15 protein-coding genes are annotated in these 19,379 nt (G+C 76.2%); 12 read left to right on the top strand and 3 right to left on the bottom strand.

Going from position 1 to position 19,379, the window contains the following annotated elements; genetic code table 11:
• Positions 1 to 63 precede the first annotated feature (63 nt).
• Positions 64 to 1,854: an AMP-dependent synthetase/ligase gene (locus ACOACO_RS15475; RefSeq protein ID WP_420297157.1), complete on the bottom strand. Its 1,791-nt coding sequence runs from the start codon at positions 1,852 to 1,854 to the stop codon at positions 64 to 66.
• 155 nt (positions 1,855 to 2,009) lie between these two features.
• Here ACOACO_RS15475 and ACOACO_RS15470 point away from each other — a divergent pair, with 155 nt between their 5' ends.
• The 5 genes from ACOACO_RS15470 to ACOACO_RS15450 are packed head-to-tail and all read left to right on the top strand — an operon-like array spanning position 2,010 to position 6,131.
• Positions 2,010 to 2,453 (top strand): SRPBCC family protein, encoded by a 444-nt coding sequence (locus ACOACO_RS15470; protein WP_420297156.1) that lies wholly within the window; start codon positions 2,010 to 2,012, stop codon positions 2,451 to 2,453.
• Positions 2,446 to 3,630: an ArsA family ATPase gene (locus tag ACOACO_RS15465; protein WP_420297155.1), complete on the top strand. Its 1,185-nt coding sequence runs from the start codon at positions 2,446 to 2,448 to the stop codon at positions 3,628 to 3,630. Before ACOACO_RS15470 ends, ACOACO_RS15465 begins: the two co-directional genes overlap by 8 nt.
• Positions 3,627 to 4,196: a hypothetical protein gene (locus ACOACO_RS15460; protein ID WP_420297154.1), complete on the top strand. Its 570-nt coding sequence runs from the start codon at positions 3,627 to 3,629 to the stop codon at positions 4,194 to 4,196. Before ACOACO_RS15465 ends, ACOACO_RS15460 begins: the two co-directional genes overlap by 4 nt.
• Positions 4,193 to 5,140 carry an ROK family glucokinase gene (locus tag ACOACO_RS15455; protein ID WP_420297153.1) on the top strand — a complete coding sequence of 316 codons (948 nt, stop codon included), beginning with the start codon at positions 4,193 to 4,195 and terminating at the stop codon, positions 5,138 to 5,140. The genes ACOACO_RS15460 and ACOACO_RS15455 overlap by 4 nt, the downstream gene beginning before the upstream one ends.
• Before the next feature lie 4 nt (positions 5,141 to 5,144).
• Complete coding sequence (locus tag ACOACO_RS15450) at positions 5,145 to 6,131, top strand: ROK family protein (RefSeq protein WP_420297152.1); 987 nt, start codon at positions 5,145 to 5,147, stop codon at positions 6,129 to 6,131.
• Between the two features lie 4 nt (positions 6,132 to 6,135).
• Here the strand turns inward: ACOACO_RS15450 and ACOACO_RS15445 are convergent, their stop codons facing one another.
• Together ACOACO_RS15445 and ACOACO_RS15440 are read right to left on the bottom strand one after the other, a co-directional pair.
• Positions 6,136 to 6,654 (bottom strand): hypothetical protein, encoded by a 519-nt coding sequence (locus ACOACO_RS15445; RefSeq protein ID WP_420297151.1) that lies wholly within the window; start codon positions 6,652 to 6,654, stop codon positions 6,136 to 6,138.
• 67 nt (positions 6,655 to 6,721) lie between these two features.
• A complete protein-coding gene (locus tag ACOACO_RS15440) occupies positions 6,722 to 7,483 on the bottom strand; it encodes an alpha/beta hydrolase (protein ID WP_420297150.1) in 762 nt (253 codons plus the stop codon).
• A gap of 103 nt (positions 7,484 to 7,586) precedes the next feature.
• On the opposite strand from ACOACO_RS15440, the gene ACOACO_RS15435 reads away from it, so the two are divergent.
• The 7 genes from ACOACO_RS15435 to ACOACO_RS15405 all read left to right on the top strand — a co-directional run bounded on the left by ACOACO_RS15435 (position 7,587) and on the right by ACOACO_RS15405 (position 19,360).
• The gene (locus ACOACO_RS15435; protein WP_420297149.1) at positions 7,587 to 8,318 is read left to right on the top strand and encodes a lysophospholipid acyltransferase family protein; all 732 of its coding nucleotides are present in this window, start codon (positions 7,587 to 7,589) and stop codon (positions 8,316 to 8,318) included.
• 4 nt (positions 8,319 to 8,322) lie between these two features.
• The gene (gene macS, locus ACOACO_RS15430) at positions 8,323 to 9,501 is read left to right on the top strand and encodes a MacS family sensor histidine kinase (RefSeq protein ID WP_420297148.1); all 1,179 of its coding nucleotides are present in this window, start codon (positions 8,323 to 8,325) and stop codon (positions 9,499 to 9,501) included.
• Positions 9,498 to 10,049 carry a flavin reductase family protein gene (locus tag ACOACO_RS15425; RefSeq protein WP_420297147.1) on the top strand — a complete coding sequence of 184 codons (552 nt, stop codon included), beginning with the start codon at positions 9,498 to 9,500 and terminating at the stop codon, positions 10,047 to 10,049. The genes macS and ACOACO_RS15425 overlap by 4 nt, the downstream gene beginning before the upstream one ends.
• A 256-nt stretch (positions 10,050 to 10,305) precedes the next feature.
• Positions 10,306 to 11,139, top strand: coding sequence for a peptidoglycan-binding domain-containing protein (locus ACOACO_RS15420; RefSeq protein WP_420297146.1), 834 nt, complete (start codon positions 10,306 to 10,308; stop codon positions 11,137 to 11,139).
• Between the two features lie 84 nt (positions 11,140 to 11,223).
• Positions 11,224 to 12,681 carry a protein adenylyltransferase SelO gene (locus ACOACO_RS15415; RefSeq protein WP_420297145.1) on the top strand — a complete coding sequence of 486 codons (1,458 nt, stop codon included), beginning with the start codon at positions 11,224 to 11,226 and terminating at the stop codon, positions 12,679 to 12,681.
• 89 nt (positions 12,682 to 12,770) lie between these two features.
• A complete protein-coding gene (locus tag ACOACO_RS15410) occupies positions 12,771 to 16,037 on the top strand; it encodes an ATP-dependent helicase (RefSeq protein WP_420297144.1) in 3,267 nt (1,088 codons plus the stop codon).
• Positions 16,034 to 19,360: a UvrD-helicase domain-containing protein gene (locus ACOACO_RS15405; RefSeq protein WP_420297143.1), complete on the top strand. Its 3,327-nt coding sequence runs from the start codon at positions 16,034 to 16,036 to the stop codon at positions 19,358 to 19,360. The genes ACOACO_RS15410 and ACOACO_RS15405 overlap by 4 nt, the downstream gene beginning before the upstream one ends.
• The last annotated feature ends 19 nt before the right edge of the window (positions 19,361 to 19,379 follow it).

The raw sequence follows: 19,379 nt of genomic DNA, 5'->3' as shown, positions 1-19,379 counted from the left end.
TTTCGCGCAGGAGGTGGCCGAAAGTCCCAAGTGTGGTCTAGACCGGCCTGTCGGGCCGGGTTCTCAGGAGCCGTAGAGCCCCTCCACCTCGGCGCGGAACTCGCGCATCACGACGTTGCGCTTCAGCTTCAGGCTGGGCGTCAGCTGCCCGCCCTCCTCGGTCCAGTCGACGGGCAGGATCGAGAACTTGCGGATGGCCTCGGCCTTCGAGACGGCCTTGTTGGCGTCGTCCACCGCGCTCTCGATGGCCGCCACCAGGTCGGGGTCGTCCACCAGGTCGGCGATCTCGCCGGTCTTGCCGTGCGCCTGGGCCCAGGCAGGGAAGGACTCGGGGTCGATGGTGACGAGGGCGCCGACGAACGGCTGGCCGTCACCGACGACCATGCACTGGGAGACGAGGAAGTGGGCGCGCAGCCGGTCCTCGAGCACCGCCGGGGCGACGTTCTTGCCGCCCGCCGTGACGATGATCTCCTTCTTGCGCCCGGTGATCCGCACGAATCCCTCGTCGTCGACCTCGCCGACGTCGCCGGTGCGGAACCAGCCGTCGGCGTCCAGCGCCTCGGCGCTCGCCTCCGGGTTGCCCCAGTAGCCGCGGAAGACCTGGCCGCCGCGGAACTGCAGCTCGCCGTCGTCGGCCACCCGCACCGCCGTGCCCGGCAGCGGCCGGCCCACGGACCCGATCTTCTGGGCGTCGGGGAGGTTCACCGTGAGCGCGGCCGTCGTCTCGGTGAGGCCGTAGCCCTCGAGCACGCCGAGGCCGATGCCGCGGTAGAAGTGGCCGAGCCGCTCCCCGAGCGGCGCGCCACCCGACACGGCGTACCGGCACTGCCCACCCAGCGCGGCCCGCAGCTTGCCGTAGACCAGCTTGTCGAACAGGGCGTGCTGCAGCCGCAGCGCGAGCGAGGGGCGCCCCTGGTCGAGGGCCCGGGACCACGCGATGGCGACGTCGGCGGCGCGGTCGAAGATCTTGCCCTTGCCGTCGGCGGCCGCGTTCTGGCTGGCGGTGTTGAACACCTTCTCGAACACCCGCGGCACCGCGAGGATGAAGTGGGGCTGGAAGACGCCGAAGTCGGCGACCAGGGTCTTGATGTCGCTGGAGTGGCCCATCCGCACGCGTGCCTTGACGCAGCCGACCTGGATGATCCGGGCGAACACGTGCGCCAGCGGGAGGAAGAGGAGGGTGGAGGCGCCCTCGTCGAAGAGGTCGTCGAGCTCGTCGACCGCGACCCCCAGCTCGAACATGAAGTTGCCGTGCGTCAGCTCGCACCCCTTGGGGCGTCCCGTGGTGCCCGACGTGTAGATGAGCGTCGCGAGGTCGTCGGGGCCGCTCGTCGTGCGGCGCGCCTCCAGGTCGGCGTCGCTCACGTCGCCGCCGAGGGTGGTGAGGACGCCGACGGCGTCGTCGTCGAAGGACCAGACGTGCGCGAGCGCCGGGGCCTGCTCGCGCGCCTCGGCGGCGCGGGCGACGTGGTCGGCGGTCTCGGCGAGCACCGCGACGGCGCCGGAGTCGGCGACGATCCAGGCCACCTGCTCGGCGGACGACGTCTCGTAGACCGGCACCGTCACCGCGCCCGCGAACCAGATGGCGTAGTCGGCCAGGGTCCACTCGTAGCGGGTCTTCGACAGCAGCACCACCCGGTCGCCCGGCTGCACCCCGGCGGCGACGAGACCCTTGGCGACCGCCGTGACCTCCGCGAGGAAGGTCGCCGCGGTGACGTCCGCCCACCCGCCGGACCCGTCGGGCCGGCTGAAGACGACGGCGTCGGGAGCCTCGGCGGCGTTGCGCACGACGTCGTCGGTGAGGTTCCCGGTGCCCGGGATCTCGATCGTCATCGGGGTGGAGTACTCGCGCACAGAGGGGCTCCTGGCTGCTCGGGGACGCAGGTGTCGGGGGTGATCCGCGGTGCACGTTACCGCCGCGATCGGAGGCCACCGCGATCCGGTACGCTCGCCGGGCGTCAGACCGCAGACCCACCGCGGTGGTGGTTCCGGAGGCCTGGGAGGTCGCAGTGGCAGAGCAGACGTCGTCCACGATCGTGATCGACGCGCCGCCCTCGGTCGTCATGGCCGTCATCGCCGACTTCCCGGCGTACCCGCAGTGGGCCACCGGCATGAAGTCGGTCGAGGTCGTCACCCCCGGCGCCGCCGGCGAGCGTGCGCGCGAGGTCCGCTTCGTGCTCGACGTCGCCCCGATCAAGGACGAGTACACGCTGGCCTACGAGTGGCACGGCGACCGCGAGGTCACCTGGACCCTCGCCGAGGGCGGCATCCTGCGCGCCCTCGACGGCTCCTACGTGCTGCGGGACCAGGGCGACGGCTCGACCGAGGTGACCTACAGCCTGTCGCTGGAGGTCACGATCCCGCTCATCGGCATGCTGCGGCGCAAGGGCGAGAAGATCCTCATCGACACGGCCCTGAAGGGTCTCAAGAAGCGCGTCGAGGCCCTTGGCTGACGAGCCGCGCGTCCTGCTCCTCACCGGGAAGGGCGGGGTCGGCAAGTCCACCCTCGCAGCGGGTACGGCGGCCCTCGCCGCCGCGCGCGGCGCGCGCACCCTGGTGCTCAGCACGGACCCGGCCCACTCGCTCGCCGACGCGTACGGCGTGCCCGTGGGCGCCGAGCCGACCCCCGTCGCCGACGGCCTGTGGGTGCAGCAGGTCGACGCCCAGCTGCGCTTCGAGCAGTCGTGGGCGGAGGTGCAGCGCTACCTGCTCTCCGTGCTCGACGTCGTGGGCGTCGACCGGGTCGCCGCCGAGGAGCTGACCGTCCTGCCCGGCGCCGAGGAGGTGCTGGCGCTGCTCGAGCTGCGGTTGCAGGCCCGCTCGGGGCGCTGGGACGTGATCGTCGTCGACTGCGCGCCGACCGCGGAGACGCTGCGGCTGCTGGCGCTGCCCGAGGCGCTCGGCTGGTACGTCCAGCGGATCTTCCCCGCCCAGCGCACGGTGGTGCGGGCGCTCAAGCCGGTGCTGACCCGGGCCGCCGGCGTGCCCATGCCGGGCGACGGCGTCTTCGACGCCCTCGAGCGGCTGCACGCCGAGCTGGCCGAGGTGCACGCCCTGCTGACCGGGCCCCGGGCCTCGGTGCGCCTCGTGCTGACGCCGGAGCGGGTCGTGCTCGCCGAGGCGCGCCGCTCGTGGACCATGCTCTCGCTGTTCGGCTACCGCGTCGACGGGGTCGTCGCCAACCGGGTCTTCCCCGCCGACGACGGCGCCGACGCGTGGCGTGCCGGGTGGGCTCGGGCCCAGGCGGCGGTGCTCGCCGAGGCCGACGAGTCGTTCGCCGGCCTGCCGGTGTGGCGCTCGGTCTACCGCGCGGAGGAGCCGGTGGGCGCCGAGGCCCTCGCGGCCCTCGTGGCCGACGTGCACGGCGAGGCCGACCCGCTCGCCGTGCCCGTGGGTCCCGGGCCGTACGCGGTCCAGCGCGGGGAGGGGACCGCCACCGTGCGGCTCACCCTGCCGCTGGTCGAGCGCAGCGACGTCGCCCTCGCGCGCACCGGCGACGAGCTGGTGGTGACGGTCGGGTCGTATCGTCGCCTGCTGACCCTGCCCGTCGGGCTGGCACGCCTGCGCATCGCGGGTGCCCGGGTCGAGCGGGGGGAGCTGGTCGTGCGATTCGAGGAGAAGACGACGTGAAGGGTCACGACGACCGGGAGGCCCCCGGCGCCCCCACCGACCACGGGGCGGGCGCGCCCGATCCCGGCCCCGACGACGCCGCCGCCCGCGACGCCGCCGTCGGCAGCGTCGGCGAGGAGGCGGTGAAGCTCTTCGGCGCGTTCTCCGACTGGGCCCGCGACCACGGGCTGGGCGCCCACCCCGACCCGCAGGCCGGTCCGCCCCACGACCCGTACGCCGACCCGTACGCAGACCCGTACGCAGACCCGTACGCAGAGCAACTGCCCGGTGCCCCGGGAGCCGGTACGACGGGCGGCGCGGCCGAGTGCGCCTGGTGCCCCGTGTGCCGCGGAGCGCACGCCCTGCGGCACGCCGTGACTCCCGAGGTGCGGACCCACCTGACCGCCGCCGCGGCGTCGCTGCTGCAGGCCGCCGCCGGGATCCTCAACGCGGCCGCCGAGGCCCGCCCCGACGGTCCCCACCCCGGTGGGCACCCCGGTCCCCGCCCCGGTGGGCACCCCGGCGGGCGGGCGAACGGCCTCGAGCACATCGACCTCGACGACGACACGACGGGCGGACCCCGGTGAGCCTCTCCTGCGGCATCGACATCGGCGGCACCAAGATCGCCGGCGGTGTCGTCGACGAGTCGGGCCGCATCCTCGCCCGCCTGCGCGCCGAGTCCCCGGCCACCGACCCCGAGGCCATCGTCGACACCGTCGCGTGCCTCGTCGACGACCTGCGCGCGGAGCACCCGGTCGAGCACGTGGGCATCGGCGCCGCCGGGTTCATCGACGCCGGCCGCTCCACGGTGCTGTTCGCGCCCAACATCGCCTGGCGCGACCAGCCGCTGGGCCGCCAGCTCAGCGAGCGGACCGGCCTGCCCGTGGTGGTCGAGAACGACGCGAACGCCGCAGCCTGGGGTGAGTACGTGTTCGGCGCCGGCCACGGCTCGGCCACCGGCGACATGCTCCTCGTGACGGTCGGCACCGGCGTCGGTGGCGGCATCGTCGCGGACGGCGAGCTGCGGCGCGGGGCCTTCGGCATCGCCGCCGAGATCGGCCACCTGCGCCTCGTGCACGGCGGGCGGCTGTGCGGGTGCGGCAACCACGGCTGCTGGGAGCAGTACGCGAGCGGGTCCGCCCTGGTGCGCGAGGCCAAGGCCGACGCGGTGGGCGGGTCGCTGCTCGCGCGCCCGCTGCTCGACCGCGCCGGCGGCGACCCGAGCGGCATCACGGGACCGCTCATCACCGAGCTGGCCCAGCAGGGCGACCCCTTCTGCCTCGAGCAGCTGACCGAGCTGGGGCACTGGCTCGGGGAGGGCGTCTCCTCGCTCGTGGCCGTGCTCGACCCCGGCATGGTCGTCGTCGGAGGTGGCGTCTCGGCCGCGGGGGAGCTGCTGCTCGCGCCCCTGCGCGACCGCTTCGCGCACACGCTCAGCGGCCGCGGCTTCCGCCCGGCCCCCGCGATCCTCGGCGCCGTGCTCGGCAACGACGCCGGGATGATCGGCGCGGCCGACCTCGCCCGCCGGTGACGGCGTGAGCACGCAGGCCGGCCCCCGCTCCGACCCCGACGGCGTCCGGATCGGCGTGGACGTCGGCGGCACCAAGATCCTCGCGGGCGTCGTGGCGCCGGACGGGCGGCTCGAGGCGGTCGCGGTACGGCGTACCCCCGGCCGGGAGAGCAGCGTCCTGCTGCTGGAGAGCACCGTCGCGGAGGCGGTCGAGGAGGTCACCGACGGCCGACCCGTCGCCGCGGTCGGCGTCGCCGCCGCCGGGTTCGTCGACGGCGCGGGGGAGCGGGTCATGTTCGCCCCCCACCTGCCGTGGCGGGGCGAGGCCGTCCGCCAGCGCCTGGCGGAGCGCTTCGGAGCGCCGGTGCGCCTCGACAACGACGCGAACGCCGCCGCCTGGGCCGAGCAGCTGCACGGCGCTGCGCGCGGCGCGTCGCTGGCCGTCACCATCACGGTGGGCACCGGCCTCGGCGGGGCCGTCGTGCTCGACGCCGGCGCCGGGCCGCGGCTGCTCCGCGGTCGCAACGGCATGGCCGGGGAGTTCGGCCACCAGCAGGTCGTGCCCGACGGGGAGCCCTGCGAGTGCGGTGGGCGGGGCTGCTGGGAGCAGTACTGCAGCGGCAACGCCCTCGTCGCCTTCGCCCGCGCACGGGTCGGTCGCGAGCCGACGCTGCTCGACGACTGGTGCGGCGGGGTCGCCGAACGACTGACGGGCCCCATGGTCACCGACGCCGCGGAGGCCGACGACCTGGTCGCGCTGCAGGCGTTCCGGGCGGTCGGCGACTGGCTCGGTGTCGGCCTGGCCAACCTCGTGGCGGCGCTCGACCCCGACGTGGTCGTCGTCGGCGGAGGTGTCTCGGCGGCGGGTGACCGCCTGCTCGAGCCGGCCCGCGCCGCGCTGTCGCGCTCGCTGGTGGGCGCGCCGTACCGCGCGGTGCCGCCGGTCCGCGCCGCCGAGCTGGGCCCCGAGGCCGCGATCGTGGGCGTCGCCGCCCTCGCGGCCGACGCCTGACCCGCTAGACGACCGCGCCGTCGTCGCCGTCGTCGTCGACGCGCTGGGTGGGCATCGAGGCGACGAGGTAGGCGAAACCGCCGAGGAACCAGACGACCATGAACGAGGAGACGACCGGCCACAGCACGACGCCGAGCAGCAGCGACAGCACCAGGAGCGCCGGCATGCCGAGCACCCCGAGCCAGGCGATCAGCCGCGGCGGGGACGGCCGGGGCAGCGGCGGGGGGACGGGCGGCACGAACCGGTCCTCGATCGGCTCCCGGACGGGCGGGGCCGCCACACCGGCGGGCACGTCGTCGGGCAGGTCGTCCAGCAGGTCGTCGGGAAGCTCGCCCTGCGGGTCGTCGGCATCGGCGAGGTCGCCGGGCAGGACGTCGCCGGGGACGTCGCGGGAGCCCCGGGAGCCGGGGCCGCCGTCCGGCCGGGACGCGTCGGCGGGCCACGCGTCGTCGTCGATCTCGGCGCGGTCGCCGTAGTTCTCGACGATGGCCCGCCAGGCCTCGTCCTCGCTGCCGCGGTTCACCCGACGAGTGTAGGCACGCGGGGCCGCCCACGACCCCCCGTGGCGGACGGACCGGCGGCCGGTGACCTCAGGCGGTCACGCGGGCGACGAACTCCGCCGACTCCTCCACGATGCGCTCGGCGTCGTGGTCGAGGGTCGCGACGTGGAAGCTGCGCTCCAGCACCCGCTCCTCCACCTGGGGCACGCGGGCGCGGACGAGGGCCGCCGACGACGGGTCGACCACCTTGTCCACCTGCGAGCGGAACAGCAGGACGGGCGCCTCGACGCGCTCGAGCTCGGCCTGCACGGTGCGCCAGCCCCGCGTCATCGAGGCCAGCGCGCGCAGCGGGGTGCGGGCGTAGCCGTGCTCGTCGGCCCCCGGCTTGGCGATGTCGTTGCCGATGCCGGCGACCGACGGCACGAGGTGCTGCAGCACGGGCACGGCGCGCAGCTGCTTGTTCGTGGTGGTGACGGCCGGGTTCACGAGGACGACCCCGGCGACGCGCTCCGGGTGGCGGGCGGCCAGGGACAGCACGAGGCCGCCGCCCATCGACAGGCCGCCGACGACGACGGCGTCGCAGGCGTCGGCGAGCGTGGTGAAGGTGCGCTCGAGGTGGCCGTACCAGTCGGCCCACCCGGTGCGGTTCATCTCCTGCCAGGTCGTGCCGTGCCCCGGCAGCCGCGGCACCTCCACGGCGTACCCGCGCTCGGCGAGCGCCTCGCCCCACGGCCGCATCGAGGCGGGGGAGCCGGTGAACCCGTGGCTGAGCAGCACGCCGACGCGGCGCCCGCCCGTGAGGTCGGGACGGGAGGGCGCGGAGAAGGGGTGCGCGAGCGGGTGGATGGCCATGGCGGGCATTCTGCCCGGGGCCGCGCAGGGTCTAGGGTTCGAGTCGGTCGTGTCGCGGGCGGACCGCGGGCAGGCGACGGCCCGGTCCGGAGGAGGTCTGACGGTGTTCTACTGGTTCCTGAAGCTCGTGGCCCTGGGGCCCGTGCTGCGCGTCGTGTTCCGGCCCCGCAGCGACGGCGCCGAGAACGTGCCCGCCGAGGGCCCCGCCATCCTCGCGAGCAACCACCTCTCCTACGCGGACTGGCTGTTCACGCCGCTCGTGATCCCCCGCCGCGTCAGCTACGTCGCGAAGTCGGAGTACTTCACGGGCCGCGGCGTCAAGGGCCGGCTGCAGCGCACCTTCTTCTCCGGCGCCGGCCAGATCCCCATCGACCGCTCGGGCGCCAACGCCGCCGAGGGCGCGCTGACGTCCGCGAAGGCCGTGCTGGGACGCGGCGAGCTGTTCGGGATCTTCCCCGAGGGCACCCGCTCCCACGACGGTCGGCTCTACCGCGGCAAGGTGGGCGTGGCCCGTCTCGCGCTGGAGACCGGCGTGCCCGTCATCCCCGTCGCCGTCATCGACACCGACACCGTGGCGCCCCCCGGCAAGAAGTTCGGCCGCATGGCGCGCCCCACCGTCCGCTTCGGCGCCCCGCTCGACTTCTCCCGCTACGAGGGCATGTCCGGCGACCGCTACATCCTGCGCTCCGTCACCGACGAGATCATGTACGCGATCATGGAGCTCTCCGGCCAGGAGTACGTCGACGTCTACGCCAGCCGAGCGAAGGCCGACGCCAAGAAGTCGGACGCGCCCGAGGCCGACCGGGGCGCCCCCGAGGACCGCAAGGCGTCCTGACCCCGTGGCGGGCCGACTCCGCATCCTCCCGCCGGGCTGGCGCGACGCCGCCGCCGTCGCGGTCGAGGACCGCATGTTCCGCGCCCTCGCGGTGCTGCGGGTGGTGCTGCTCGTCAACGCCGTCGCGCTCAACGTGGTGCGGCGCGACAACGCCCAGGTCGCGTGGGCGCTGTGGGCGAGCCTGCTGCTGATGGTCGGGTGGACCGCCGTCGCGGTGTGGGGGTACGCCGTACCCGCCCGGCGCCGCGCGGTGCTGCTCGTGCTCGACCTGACGGTGACCGCCGCCCTCCTCCTCGTCAGCCTCCCCGTCAAGGGCGAGGGCCTGCGGGCCACCATCCCCGGCTTCTGGATCATGGGCGCGCTGCTGGCCTGGGCCGTGCACTGGCGCTGGCGCGGGGGCCTGGTGGCCGCCGTGGTGCTCATCGCCGCCGACGTGTCGGTGCGCCAGGAGCTGAGCCAGACGAACTACGGCCACCTCTTCCTCATCGGCATCGGGGCGCCGCTGGTCGGCTACCTCTGCGAGTCGCTGCAGCGCATGGCCGCCGAGCGGGACCGCGCGGAGCGGGAGGCCGCCGTCGCCTCGGAGCGCGCCCGGCTCGCGCGGGCCGTCCACGACGGCGTGCTGCAGGTGCTCGCGCTGACCCAGCGCCGCGGCGCCGACCTGGGCCCGGGCGGCGCCGAGCTGGCCCGGCTCGCCGGCGAGCAGGAGGCCGCCCTGCGCGCCCTCATCCGCCAGCAGGACACCCTCACCACCCCCGGCGCCGGCGCGCGCGACGAGGTCGACCTCGCCGGCGCGGTGGAGGAGCTGGGGCACCGCGACCGGCCCCGCGTCGCGGTCGTGACGCCCGGTGTGCCCGTGCGCCTCCCGGCGGACGTGGTGGCCGAGCTCGTCGCCGCGGCGGGGGCGTGCCTCGACAACGTGGCCGTGCACGTCGGGGACGACGCCCCGGCCTGGGTGCTGCTCGAGGACCTGGGGGACAGCGTCGTGCTGACGGTCCGCGACGAGGGACCCGGCATCCCCGCGGGCAGGCTGGAGGAGGCCGAGGCCGCGGGCCGGCTGGGGGTCTCCGGGTCGGTGCGGGGACGTCTGGCCGACCTGGGCGGCACGGCGGAGCTCGCCACCGGCTCGTTCGGCACGGAGTGGGAGCTGACCGTGCCGCGGGCGGGGGTGGCGGCGTCGTGACGATCCACACCACCCACCCGTTCGCCGACCCCGAGCCCGGACGCGACCCCGTCCGCCGTCTCCGCGGTCGTCTCGGCGGCGCCGTGACGCTGTGGACCGCGGGGGAGGGGGCGGATCGGGCGGGCCTGACCGTGAGCTCGCTGATGGTCGCCCACGGCGAGCCCGGGCGCGTGCTGGCCCTGCTCGACCCCGACGCCGACCTCACCGACGCGCTCGAGGAGACGGGCCGTGCCGTCGTGCAGCTGCTGCGCTGGCGTCACCGCGACCTCGCCGAGGTCTTCGCCGGGCTGGCCCCCGCCCCGGGCGGCCCGTTCCGTCAGGCGACCTTCACCCCCACCGCGTGGGGCCCCCGGCTCGACGGTGCCGAGGGCTGGGCCGGCGTGCGGCTCGAGTCGGCGACGGAGGTCGGCTGGTCGCGCCTCGTCACCTGCGTCGTCGAGGAGACCCACCTGGAGCCCGCGCCGGACGCCGCCGCAGCCGCCGGCGACGCGTCCGCGGCGGCCGACGCCCCGCTGGTGCACCGCCGCGGCCGCTACGGCCGCGGCTGAGGGCGCTCGCGCCCCGCGTCGTACCGGACGGGGCGGAGATCTCCGCCCCGCGGCGGGTTCCCCGGTCCCGGCGGGCGTGCTCGACTGGGGCGCATGGCTTCCTCTCGGGACGGACGACCTGACCACCTGACGCCGCGTCGCGACCGGCCGCGCCGCGTCCGCGGCCCGCGCCGCGCGCTGCTGGCGCTGCTGGCGCCGCTGCTGGCCCTGGCGCTGCTCACCGGTGCGCCGGGCGCGGCGCACGCGGCACCCGACCTTGACGACGGGCTCGACCGGCCCCGACGTCACCGCGGTGCAGCACCTGCTGACGCACCACGGGCGGGCGACCGCGGCCGACGGGCAGTACGGCTCGGGCACGCGCGCCGCCGTGACCACCTTCCAGACCGACCGCGGCCTCACCGCCGACGGCGTCGCCGGGCCCCGGACGATCGGGGCCCTCGTCGTGACCCTGCGCGAGGGCGACCGCGGGCCGGCGGTGCAGGCCCTGCAGACGCTGCTGAACGCCCGGGGCGCGGCGCTGGACGCCGACGGCGACCTCGGGCCCGCGACCGCCGGGGCGGTCCGCGCGTTCCAGTCCGCCCGCGGCCTGGCGGTCGACGGCGTCGCCGGGCCGCAGACGTGGGCCGCGCTGTTCGGGACCGGCGGCACGCAGCCGCCCGGCTCGACGTACGACTCCCTGTCGGAGGCCCAGAAGGCCAACGCGCGCACGATCATCGCGGTCGGCAAGGGCGCCGGCGTGCCCGAGCGGGGGTGGGTCGTCGCGCTCGCCACGGCCATGCAGGAGTCCACCCTCGTCAACGTCGACTACGGCGACCGCGACTCCCTCGGCCTGTTCCAGCAGCGCCCGTCGCAGGGCTGGGGCACGCAGGCGCAGGTGCAGGACCCGGTGCTCGCCTCGAAGGCGTTCTACGGCGTCGCCGCCCACACCCCGAACCCGGGTCTGCTCGACATCGCCGGCTGGCAGTCGATGCCCGTCACGCAGGCGGCGCAGGCGGTGCAGCGCTCGGCCTACCCCGACGCGTACGCGCGGTGGGAGACGCTCGCCCGCGAGATCGTCGCCCGCGAGGGCGGCGTGGCGCCCGTCGGCTGAGCGGTCCGGCGGGACGGGCTCGGCGCGACCGTCCCGGACCGTCGCGGGCCGGGGCGTCGCCGGGCGCGTCGTAGCCTGGGAGGGGTGACCACCACGACGGCCCTGCCCACCCTCGGTGACCGCTTCGCGCGCGCCCTCCCGGAGCTCGCGGTCGAGTGGCGCGCCGAGGAGGCGCCCGACCCACGTCTGCTCGTGCTCAACGAGCCCCTGGCCCGCCGGCTCGGCCTGGACCCCGACGTGCTCCGGAGCCCGGACGGCGTCCGCTTCCTCGTCGGCAACCTGGTCCCCGACGGCGCCCTCCCCGTCGCCCAGGGGTACGCCGGGCACCAGTTCGGTGGGTTCTCCCCGCGCCTCGGCGACGGGCGGGCCCTCCTGCTCGGCGACCTCGCGGACGCGGACGGCCGGCGCTTCGACCTGCACCTGAAGGGCTCGGGGCGCACCCCGTTCGCCCGCGGCGGCGACGGGCGGGCCGTCGTCGGCCCGATGCTGCGCGAGCACGTGGTGAGCGAGGCGATGCACGCGCTCGGCATCCCCACGACCCGCTCGCTGGCGGTGACCGCGACGGGCCGGCTCGTGCAGCGCGAGACGGCGCTGCCGGGCGCGGTCCTCGCGCGCGTGGCCAGCAGCCACCTGCGGGTCGGCAGCTTCCAGTACGCGCGGGGCAGCGGCGACCTCGACCTGCTGCGCCGGCTCGCCGACCACGCCATCGCGGTCCACCACCCGGAGCTGGCGGACGCCGACGAGCCGTACGCGGAGCTGTTCTCGGCGGTCGTCGCGGCGCAGGCGCGGCTGGTCGCGCGCTGGATGCTCGTCGGCTTCGTCCACGGCGTGATGAACACCGACAACGTGACGATCTCGGGCGAGACCATCGACTACGGCCCGTGCGCGTTCATGGACGCCTACGACCCGGCCACCGTCTTCAGCTCCATCGACAGCGGCGGCCGCTACGCCTACGGCAACCAGCCGGCCGTCACGCAGTGGAACCTGGCCCGGTTCGCCGAGGCCCTGCTCCCGCTGCTGGACACCGACGAGGAGGCGGCGATCGCCCGGGCGACCGACCTGCTCGGCGGGTTCGCGACGGCGTACGTCGCGGCCTGGGCCGGCGGGATGCGCGACAAGCTGGGCCTGCCCACCGGCCTCGGCGACGAGGAGACGATGGACCTGGCCGAGGACCTGCTCGAGGTGCTGCGCTCCGGGCGCGTCGACTGGACGACCGCCTTCCGGGCCCTGGGCCGGGCCGCGCGGGGCGACGTGGAGGCCGTGCGCGCGCTCGTGCTCGACCTGCCCGAGGTCGACGCCTGGCTGGATCGCTGGCGCGCGCTGGAGCCGGACGCGGACCGGATGGACCGCGTCAACCCCGTCTACGTGCCCCGCAACCACCTCGTCGAGGAGGCCCTCGCCGCGGCCACCGACGGCGACCTGGCCCCCCTCGAACGGCTCCTCGAGGTGCTGGCGGCGCCGTACGACGAGCGGCCCGGGCTGGAGCGGTACGCCGAGCCCGGCCCCGACGCGGGCGACTACCAGACCTTCTGCGGCACCTGAGCCCGGAGCTGTCGGTGGGCCGTGCTGGGATGGTCCGCATGGCAGTCGCAGGGTCGGTCGGGAGGCCCGTCGGGGGTTCGGTCGGGGGAGTGCGCGCCGGGGCGGGCGCGGCTCCGGCGTACCAGCTGGTGCGCCCGCAGGGCGACGTCGCCGTGCCGACCCTCGACGAGCACCAGCAGCGCGTCGTCGACCACCCGGGCGGGCCCCTGCTCGTGCTCGCGGGGCCGGGCACGGGCAAGACGACGACGCTGGTCGAGGCGATCGTCGACCGGGTGGAGAACCGGGGCGTCGACCCCTCGTCCGTCCTCGCGCTCACGTTCTCCCGCAAGGCGGCGGAGCAGCTGCGCGACCGCGTGACGGCCCGCCTGGGCCGCACCACAGAGGCCGCGCTGTGCTCGACGGTGCACTCGTTCGCCTACGGCCTGGTCCGCCGCTACTCGCCGCCGGAGCTGTACGCCGCGCCCCTGCGCCTGCTGTCCGCCCCGGAGCAGGACGTGGTGCTCGCCGAGCTGCTGACCGACGCGCCCGAGTCGGTGCGCTGGCCCGACGCGCTGCGGCGTGCGGTCGGCACCCGCGGCTTCGCCCGCGAGGTCCACCACGTGCTGGCCCGCGCCCGCGAGAAGGGCCTCAGCGCCGACGAGCTGGTCGACCTGGGGCGGCGCTCGGATGCCCCCGAGCTCGTCGCGGCCGGGGCCTTCCTGGGGCAGTACCTGACGATCCTCGACCACACGGGCGCGATCGACTACGCCGACCTGGTGCGCCGGGCCGTCATCGAGGCCGAGGACCACCGCGACGAGCTGCGGGAGCGGTACTCGTGCCTGTTCGTGGACGAGTACCAGGACACCGACCCCGGCCAGGTGGAGCTGCTCCGCGCGCTCGCCGGCGACGGGCGCGACCTGGTGGCCGTGGGCGACCCCCACCAGTCCATCTACGGCTTCCGGGGCGCCGACGTGCGCGGCATCCTGGAGTTCCCCCGCGCCTTCCCCCAGGCGGACGGCTCGCCGGCCCCGGTCGCGGTGCTCGCCACCACCCGGCGGTTCGGCCCGCGGGTGCTCCGCACGGCCACGGCCGTCGCCTCGCGGCTCTCCCTCGCCGGCAGCATCGACCCGGTCGCCCGAGAGGTCTTCAGCGCCCCGGTGACGGCACCCGGGGCGCCGCGCGACCGCGTCGAGGTGCTGACCTTCGACACGGAGCGGGCCGAGGCGGAGCACCTGGCCGACCTGCTGCGCCGTGCCCACCTGGAGGACGGCGTGGCGTGGGGCGACATGGCGGTGCTGGCCCGCTCGGGCCGGGCGACGCTGCCGGCGCTGCGGCGCTCGCTGTCCGCCGCGGGCGTGCCGGTGGAGGTCGCGGCGGACGAGCTGCCGCTGGTGCGGGAGCCCGCGGTCGCGCCCCTGCTCGACGCGCTGCGGGCGGTCGTCCACCTCGACGTCACCGACCCCGAGGCGGAGACGTACGTCGACGCCGGCCAGGTGCAGGCGCTGCTGACGTCGCCGCTCGGGGGTCTCGACGCGACGGAGGTGCGGGCGCTGGCCCGTCACGTGCGCACCGAGGAGCGGGCGCGCGCCGCGGCGGGCGGCGGTGCCCCCCGGTCCTCGGCCGACGTGCTGCGCGACGCGGTGCTGGAGGCGGGGCGGCTCGACGACGCCGACGCGGCCGGTGTCGCGGGCGTGACGAAGGCGCGGGCCCTCGGCGACCTCCTGCGGGCGGCCCGCGCCGTGGTGGACGGCGGCGGCACGGCCGAGGAGGCGCTGTGGGCCCTGTGGTCCGGCACGTCCTGGCCCGAGCGGCTGCGCCGGGGGACGACCCTGGGCGGGGCGGCCGCCCGGCGGGCCCACCGCGACCTCGACGCGGTCTGCGCCCTGTTCGAGGGCGCGGCCAAGATGGAGGAGCAGCGGGGCCACACCGGCGTCGGCTCCTTCCTGGCGACGCTCGTGGCGCAGGAGATCCCGTCGGACACCCTCGCCGAGCGGGGGGTGCGGGGGGACGCGGTCCGGCTCCTCACCGCCCACCGGTCCAAGGGCCTGGAGTGGCGCCTCGTGGTCGTCGCCCACGTGCAGGAGGAGACGTGGCCCGACCTGCGGCGCCGCGTGACCCTGCTCGGCGCCGACCGCATCGGCGGGCCGGGGGACGACCTCCTGCCGCCACCGGGGGTGCGCGAGGCCCTGATGGAGGAGCGCCGCCTCTTCTACGTCGCGTGCACCCGCGCCCGCGAGCGCCTCGTCGTCACCGCGGTGCGCTCGCCGGAGGACGACGGCGAGCAGCCGTCCCGCTTCCTCGCCGAGACGGGCGTCGCCCCGGTGCACCGCGTCGGGCGCCCGTCCCGTCCGCTGTCGATGGCGGGCGTCGTCGCCCACCTGCGCCGCACCGTCGCCGACCCCGAGCGGCCGGAGGCGGTGCGCCGCGCCGCCGCCCGCCGCCTGGCGGCGCTCGCGTCGGCGCGGGACGCCGAGGGCCGTCCGCTCGTGCGCTCGGCGGACCCGGGCACGTGGTGGGGCACCCGCGGCCTGACGTTCGCGGAGACCCCCGTGCGCCCGGCCGACCAGCCGCTGCGCATCTCGGCCAGCACGCTGAGCTCGATCCTCGTCTGCCCCCTGCGCTGGTTCCTCGAGCGCGAGGCCGGTGGCAGCCAGGTGAGCAGCGCCTCGCAGGGCTTCGGCCTCGTGCTCCACGCGCTCGCCGAGCGCGTCGCGACCGGGGAGCTGCCCGCCGACCCGGCGGCCGTCGACGACCTCATGGCCCACGTCGACGAGGTGTGGCCGCAGATGTCGTTCCGCACCCCGTGGTCCGGCGCCCGGGAGCGGGCCGAGGCGCGGGCGGCGCTCCTGCGCTTCCTGCGGTGGCACACCCGGCCCGACGCGCGTCGCGTCCTCGGCGTCGAGCAGCACCTGCGCGCCGAGCTGCGCCTCGACGACGGCGAGCGCATCGTCGTCAACGGCTTCGCCGACCGCCTCGAGATCGACGACCAGCACCGCGTCGTGGTGGTCGACCTCAAGACGGGGAAGTACCCCCCGACCGGCGCCGAGGTGGCCGAGCACCCGCAGCTCGGGCTCTACCAGCTGGCCGTCGAGCTGGGCGCCGCCGACGAGCTGCTGCCACCGGAGCACCGCCCCGCGCGCTCGGGCGGCGCCGAGCTGGTGCAGCTGCGCAAGGAGACGCGCGGCAGCGTGAAGGTGCAGGCCCAGCCTCCGCAGGAGGCCGACGCGACGGGCCGCCGCCTCGTCGAGCAGCAGCTGGCGCTCGCCGCCCGTGTCGTGCGCGGCGAGTCGTTCGGAGCCCGTGCCGGTGGGCACTGCGACACGTGCGCCTTCGTCGCCGCCTGCCCCGCCACGGGCGCCGGGACGGTGCTCTCGTGACGGGCACGGCGGTGGAGCCGGACGTGACGACCGGGCGTCCCGCCCCGGTCGAGATCCGCACGCCGGCCGACCTGCAGCGGGTGATGCGGGCGCCGTACCCGGTGAGCGACGAGCAGTGGCGCGCCGTCAGCGCGCCGCTGGAGCCGGCGGTCGTGGTCGCGGGCGCGGGCTCGGGCAAGACGACGTTGATGGCGGCGCGGGTCGTCTACCTCGTCGCGACGGGCCAGGTGCGCCCCGAGCAGGTGCTCGGGCTCACCTTCACCACGAAGGCGGCCCGCGAGCTGTCCACGCGCGTCCGCGAGGCGCTCGCGGTGGCCGGGCTCGGCCCGGCGGGCCCGCCCGCCGGCGCGCGCGACGACGCCGCCGGGGCCGCCGGGGCCGACGGGGCCGACGGGGAGGAGGTGCTGGAGCCGACGGTCGCGACCTACAACGCGTACGCCGCGTCGCTGCTCACCGAGCACGGCCTGCGGATCGGCCACGAGCCGGACACGCGCGTGATGGCGGACGCGTCGCGCTACCAGCTGGCCGAGCGGGCCATCACCCGCCACCGGCGGCCCGTCGAGCTGCTGAGCGACCACCCGGCGACGGTGATCGCCAACATCGTGGCCCTGGAGGGCGCCCTCAACGAGCACCTCGTCGAGCCCGACGACGTGCGGGCCTTCCACGCGCGGGAACGGCCGCGGTTCACCGAGGCGCTGGCCGTCTCGCGGGGCAAGAAGGACCTCGAGGGCGTGCTCAACACGATCGGGCGGCGCGAGGAGCTGCTCGACCTCGTGACGGCGTACCGGCGGCTGAAGGGCTCGCTCGGGCTCATGGACTTCTCCGACCAGATCGCGCTCACCGCCCGGCTGGCCGACGAGCACCCGGACGTCGGGGCGGTGGAGCGCGGCAAGTACGCGGTCGTGCTCCTGGACGAGTACCAGGACACATCGGTGGCGCAGGCCCTGCTGCTGCGCAAGCTGTTCTCCGGGCCCACGCCGGAGACGGGACGCGGCCACGCGGTCACGGCCGTGGGCGACCCGAACCAGGCGATCTACGGCTGGCGCGGCGCGTCGGTCTCCAACATCCTCGGCTTCGGCCACGACTTCCCGCGCGTCGACACCTCGCCCGACGTGGCGACGTACGCCCTGACGGTCAACCGGCGCTCCGACCGCCGCATCCTCGCGGCGGCGAACCGGCTCGCCGGCCCGCTGTACGCCGCCCACGACGTCGTGCGGCCCCTGCGGGCCCCCGAGGGTGCGGCGGAGGGACGCGTGCGCGTCGCCGTGCACGACACGTACGACGACGAGCTGGCGTGGCTGGCCGAGCAGGTGCTCGCGACCCGCGCGGCGGGGACGTCCTGGCGCGAGATCGGCGTGCTGACCCGCGACAACCGGCACGCCGCCGACGTCTTCGACGCGCTGACCTCCCGCGAGGTGCCGGTGGAGATCGTCGGCCTCTCGGGGCTGCTGCGCCTGCCGGAGGTCGCGGAGGTGGTCGCCACGCTGACGCTGCTGCACGACCTGACGGCGAACGCGGCGGCCCTCGTGCTGCTGACCGGCCCGCGGTGGGCGCTGGGTCCTCGGGACCTGGCGATCCTCGGCCGGCGGGCGCGCGACCTGGCCGCGACGGGTCCGGCGAGCGACCTCGAGCACGGCGTGGAGGAGGCCCTGGCGGTCGCCGTCGAGGGCGCCGACCCGACCGAGATCTCGTCGCTGTGCGACGCGCTGGAGTCACCGGGCGAGGCGCCCGACTACCCCTACTCCCACGCGGCGCGGGTGCGGATCGGCCTGCTGGCCGGCGAGCTGCGGATGCTGCGCGGCCACGTCGACGAGCCGCTGCTCGACCTGTTGCGCCGCATCGTCGACGTGAGCGGCATCGACGTGGAGCTGGCCAGCTCGACGTCGCCGGCGGCCGCGGCGCGCCGCGACAACCTCGACCTCTTCGTGCGGGCGGTGGCCGACTTCCAGGCCGTCGACGGCGCCACGGGTCTCGGGGCGCTGCTGGCCTACCTGGGCGCGGAGGACGAGATGGGCACGGGGCTCGACGTGGCCACGCCCACCGAGGCCGACTCCGTCAAGCTGCTGACGGTGCACCGCGCGAAGGGCCTCGAGTGGGACGTCGTGTTCTGCGTCGGGGTGGGGGAGGACAAGTTCCCCACCAAGCAGACCCGCACGCAGTGGACGACGGGGCCGGCGGTCCTGCCCTCGCCGCTGCGGGGCGACGCCCGCGACGTGCCCCAGCTGCGCGGTTACGAGAAGGCCGACCTCGACGCGCTCAAGGTCGAGGCCCGCGCCCACGAGGCCGAGGAGGAGCTGCGGCTGGGGTACGTCGCGTTCACCCGCGCCCGCCACGAGCTGGTGGCGTCGGCGTACCTGTGGACGCAGACGCGGGCCTCGCCGGTCGGGCCCTCGCCGTACCTCGTGACGCTCGCCGAGGCGATGGCCGACGACGGCGAGGAGCCCGAGCGCTGGGTCGAGCGGCCGCCGAAGGACACACCCAACCCGCTCAAGGCCGAGAAGCCGCCGGTGCCCTGGCCGGTGGAGGGCCGCACGCCGGAGGTCGAGCGGCGGCTGGCGGCCGCCCGGATGGTGCGCGCGGAGCAGGAGCGGCTGGCCGCGGGGGAGAGCGGCGAGGCCGACGACGCCGACCTCGACATCGTCGGCATCGCCGAGGTGGCGGAGTGGGACGAGGAGATCGAGCGCCTGCTCGCCGAGGCCCGCCGGCAGGTCGCGGCGCAGGTCGACATCCCGCTGCCGCCGAGCATCTCCGCGACCACGCTCGGCCGGCTGCGCGACGACCCGGCGGTGATGGCGCGCGAGCTGGCGCGGCCGATGCCGCGCCCGCCGTCGGCGGCGGCGCGCTTCGGCACGCGCTTCCACGCCTGGGTCGAGACCCGCTTCGGCCAGCAGGACCTCATCCCCACCGACGAGGTGCCCGGCCGGGCCGACACCGACATCGAGGACGAGCAGGACCTCGTCGAGGTGGTCGCCGCCTTCGAGTCCGGGCCGTTCGCGGAGCGGGTGCCGCTGGCGACCGAGACCCCGTTCGCGCTCGTGCTCGCCGGGCAGGTCGTGCGCGGGCGCATCGACGCGGTGTACGCCGAGCCGGCGGGCGCCGACGCCGACTTCCTCGTCGTCGACTGGAAGACCGGGCGGGGCGAGCGCACCGACCCGCTGCAGCTCGCGCTCTACCGGCTGGCGTGGGCCGAGCTGCGCGGGGTGCCGGTGGAGCGGGTGCGGGCGGTCTTCTGCCACGTCCGCACGGGGCGGGTGGTGGAGCCGGCCGACCTGCCGGGGCGCGAGGGCCTGGAGGAGCTGGTGCGGGGCGCGGCGCCGACCTGAGGCCGGCCCGCCTACCCTC

The sequence above is a fragment of the Nocardioides sp. CPCC 205120 genome, from assembly GCF_048654585.1.
Classification (GTDB): Bacteria; Actinomycetota; Actinomycetes; order Propionibacteriales; family Nocardioidaceae; genus Nocardioides.
Note: the sequence above shows the minus strand (reverse complement) of the source record. Positions and strands in the feature narration are given on the sequence as shown.

Bases quoted from the DNA above. Each gene is read 5' to 3' on its own strand.
- ACOACO_RS15440 (WP_420297150.1), bottom strand. From the start codon at position 7,483: ATGGCCATCCACCCGCTCGCGCACCCCTTCTCCGCGCCCTCCCGTCCC.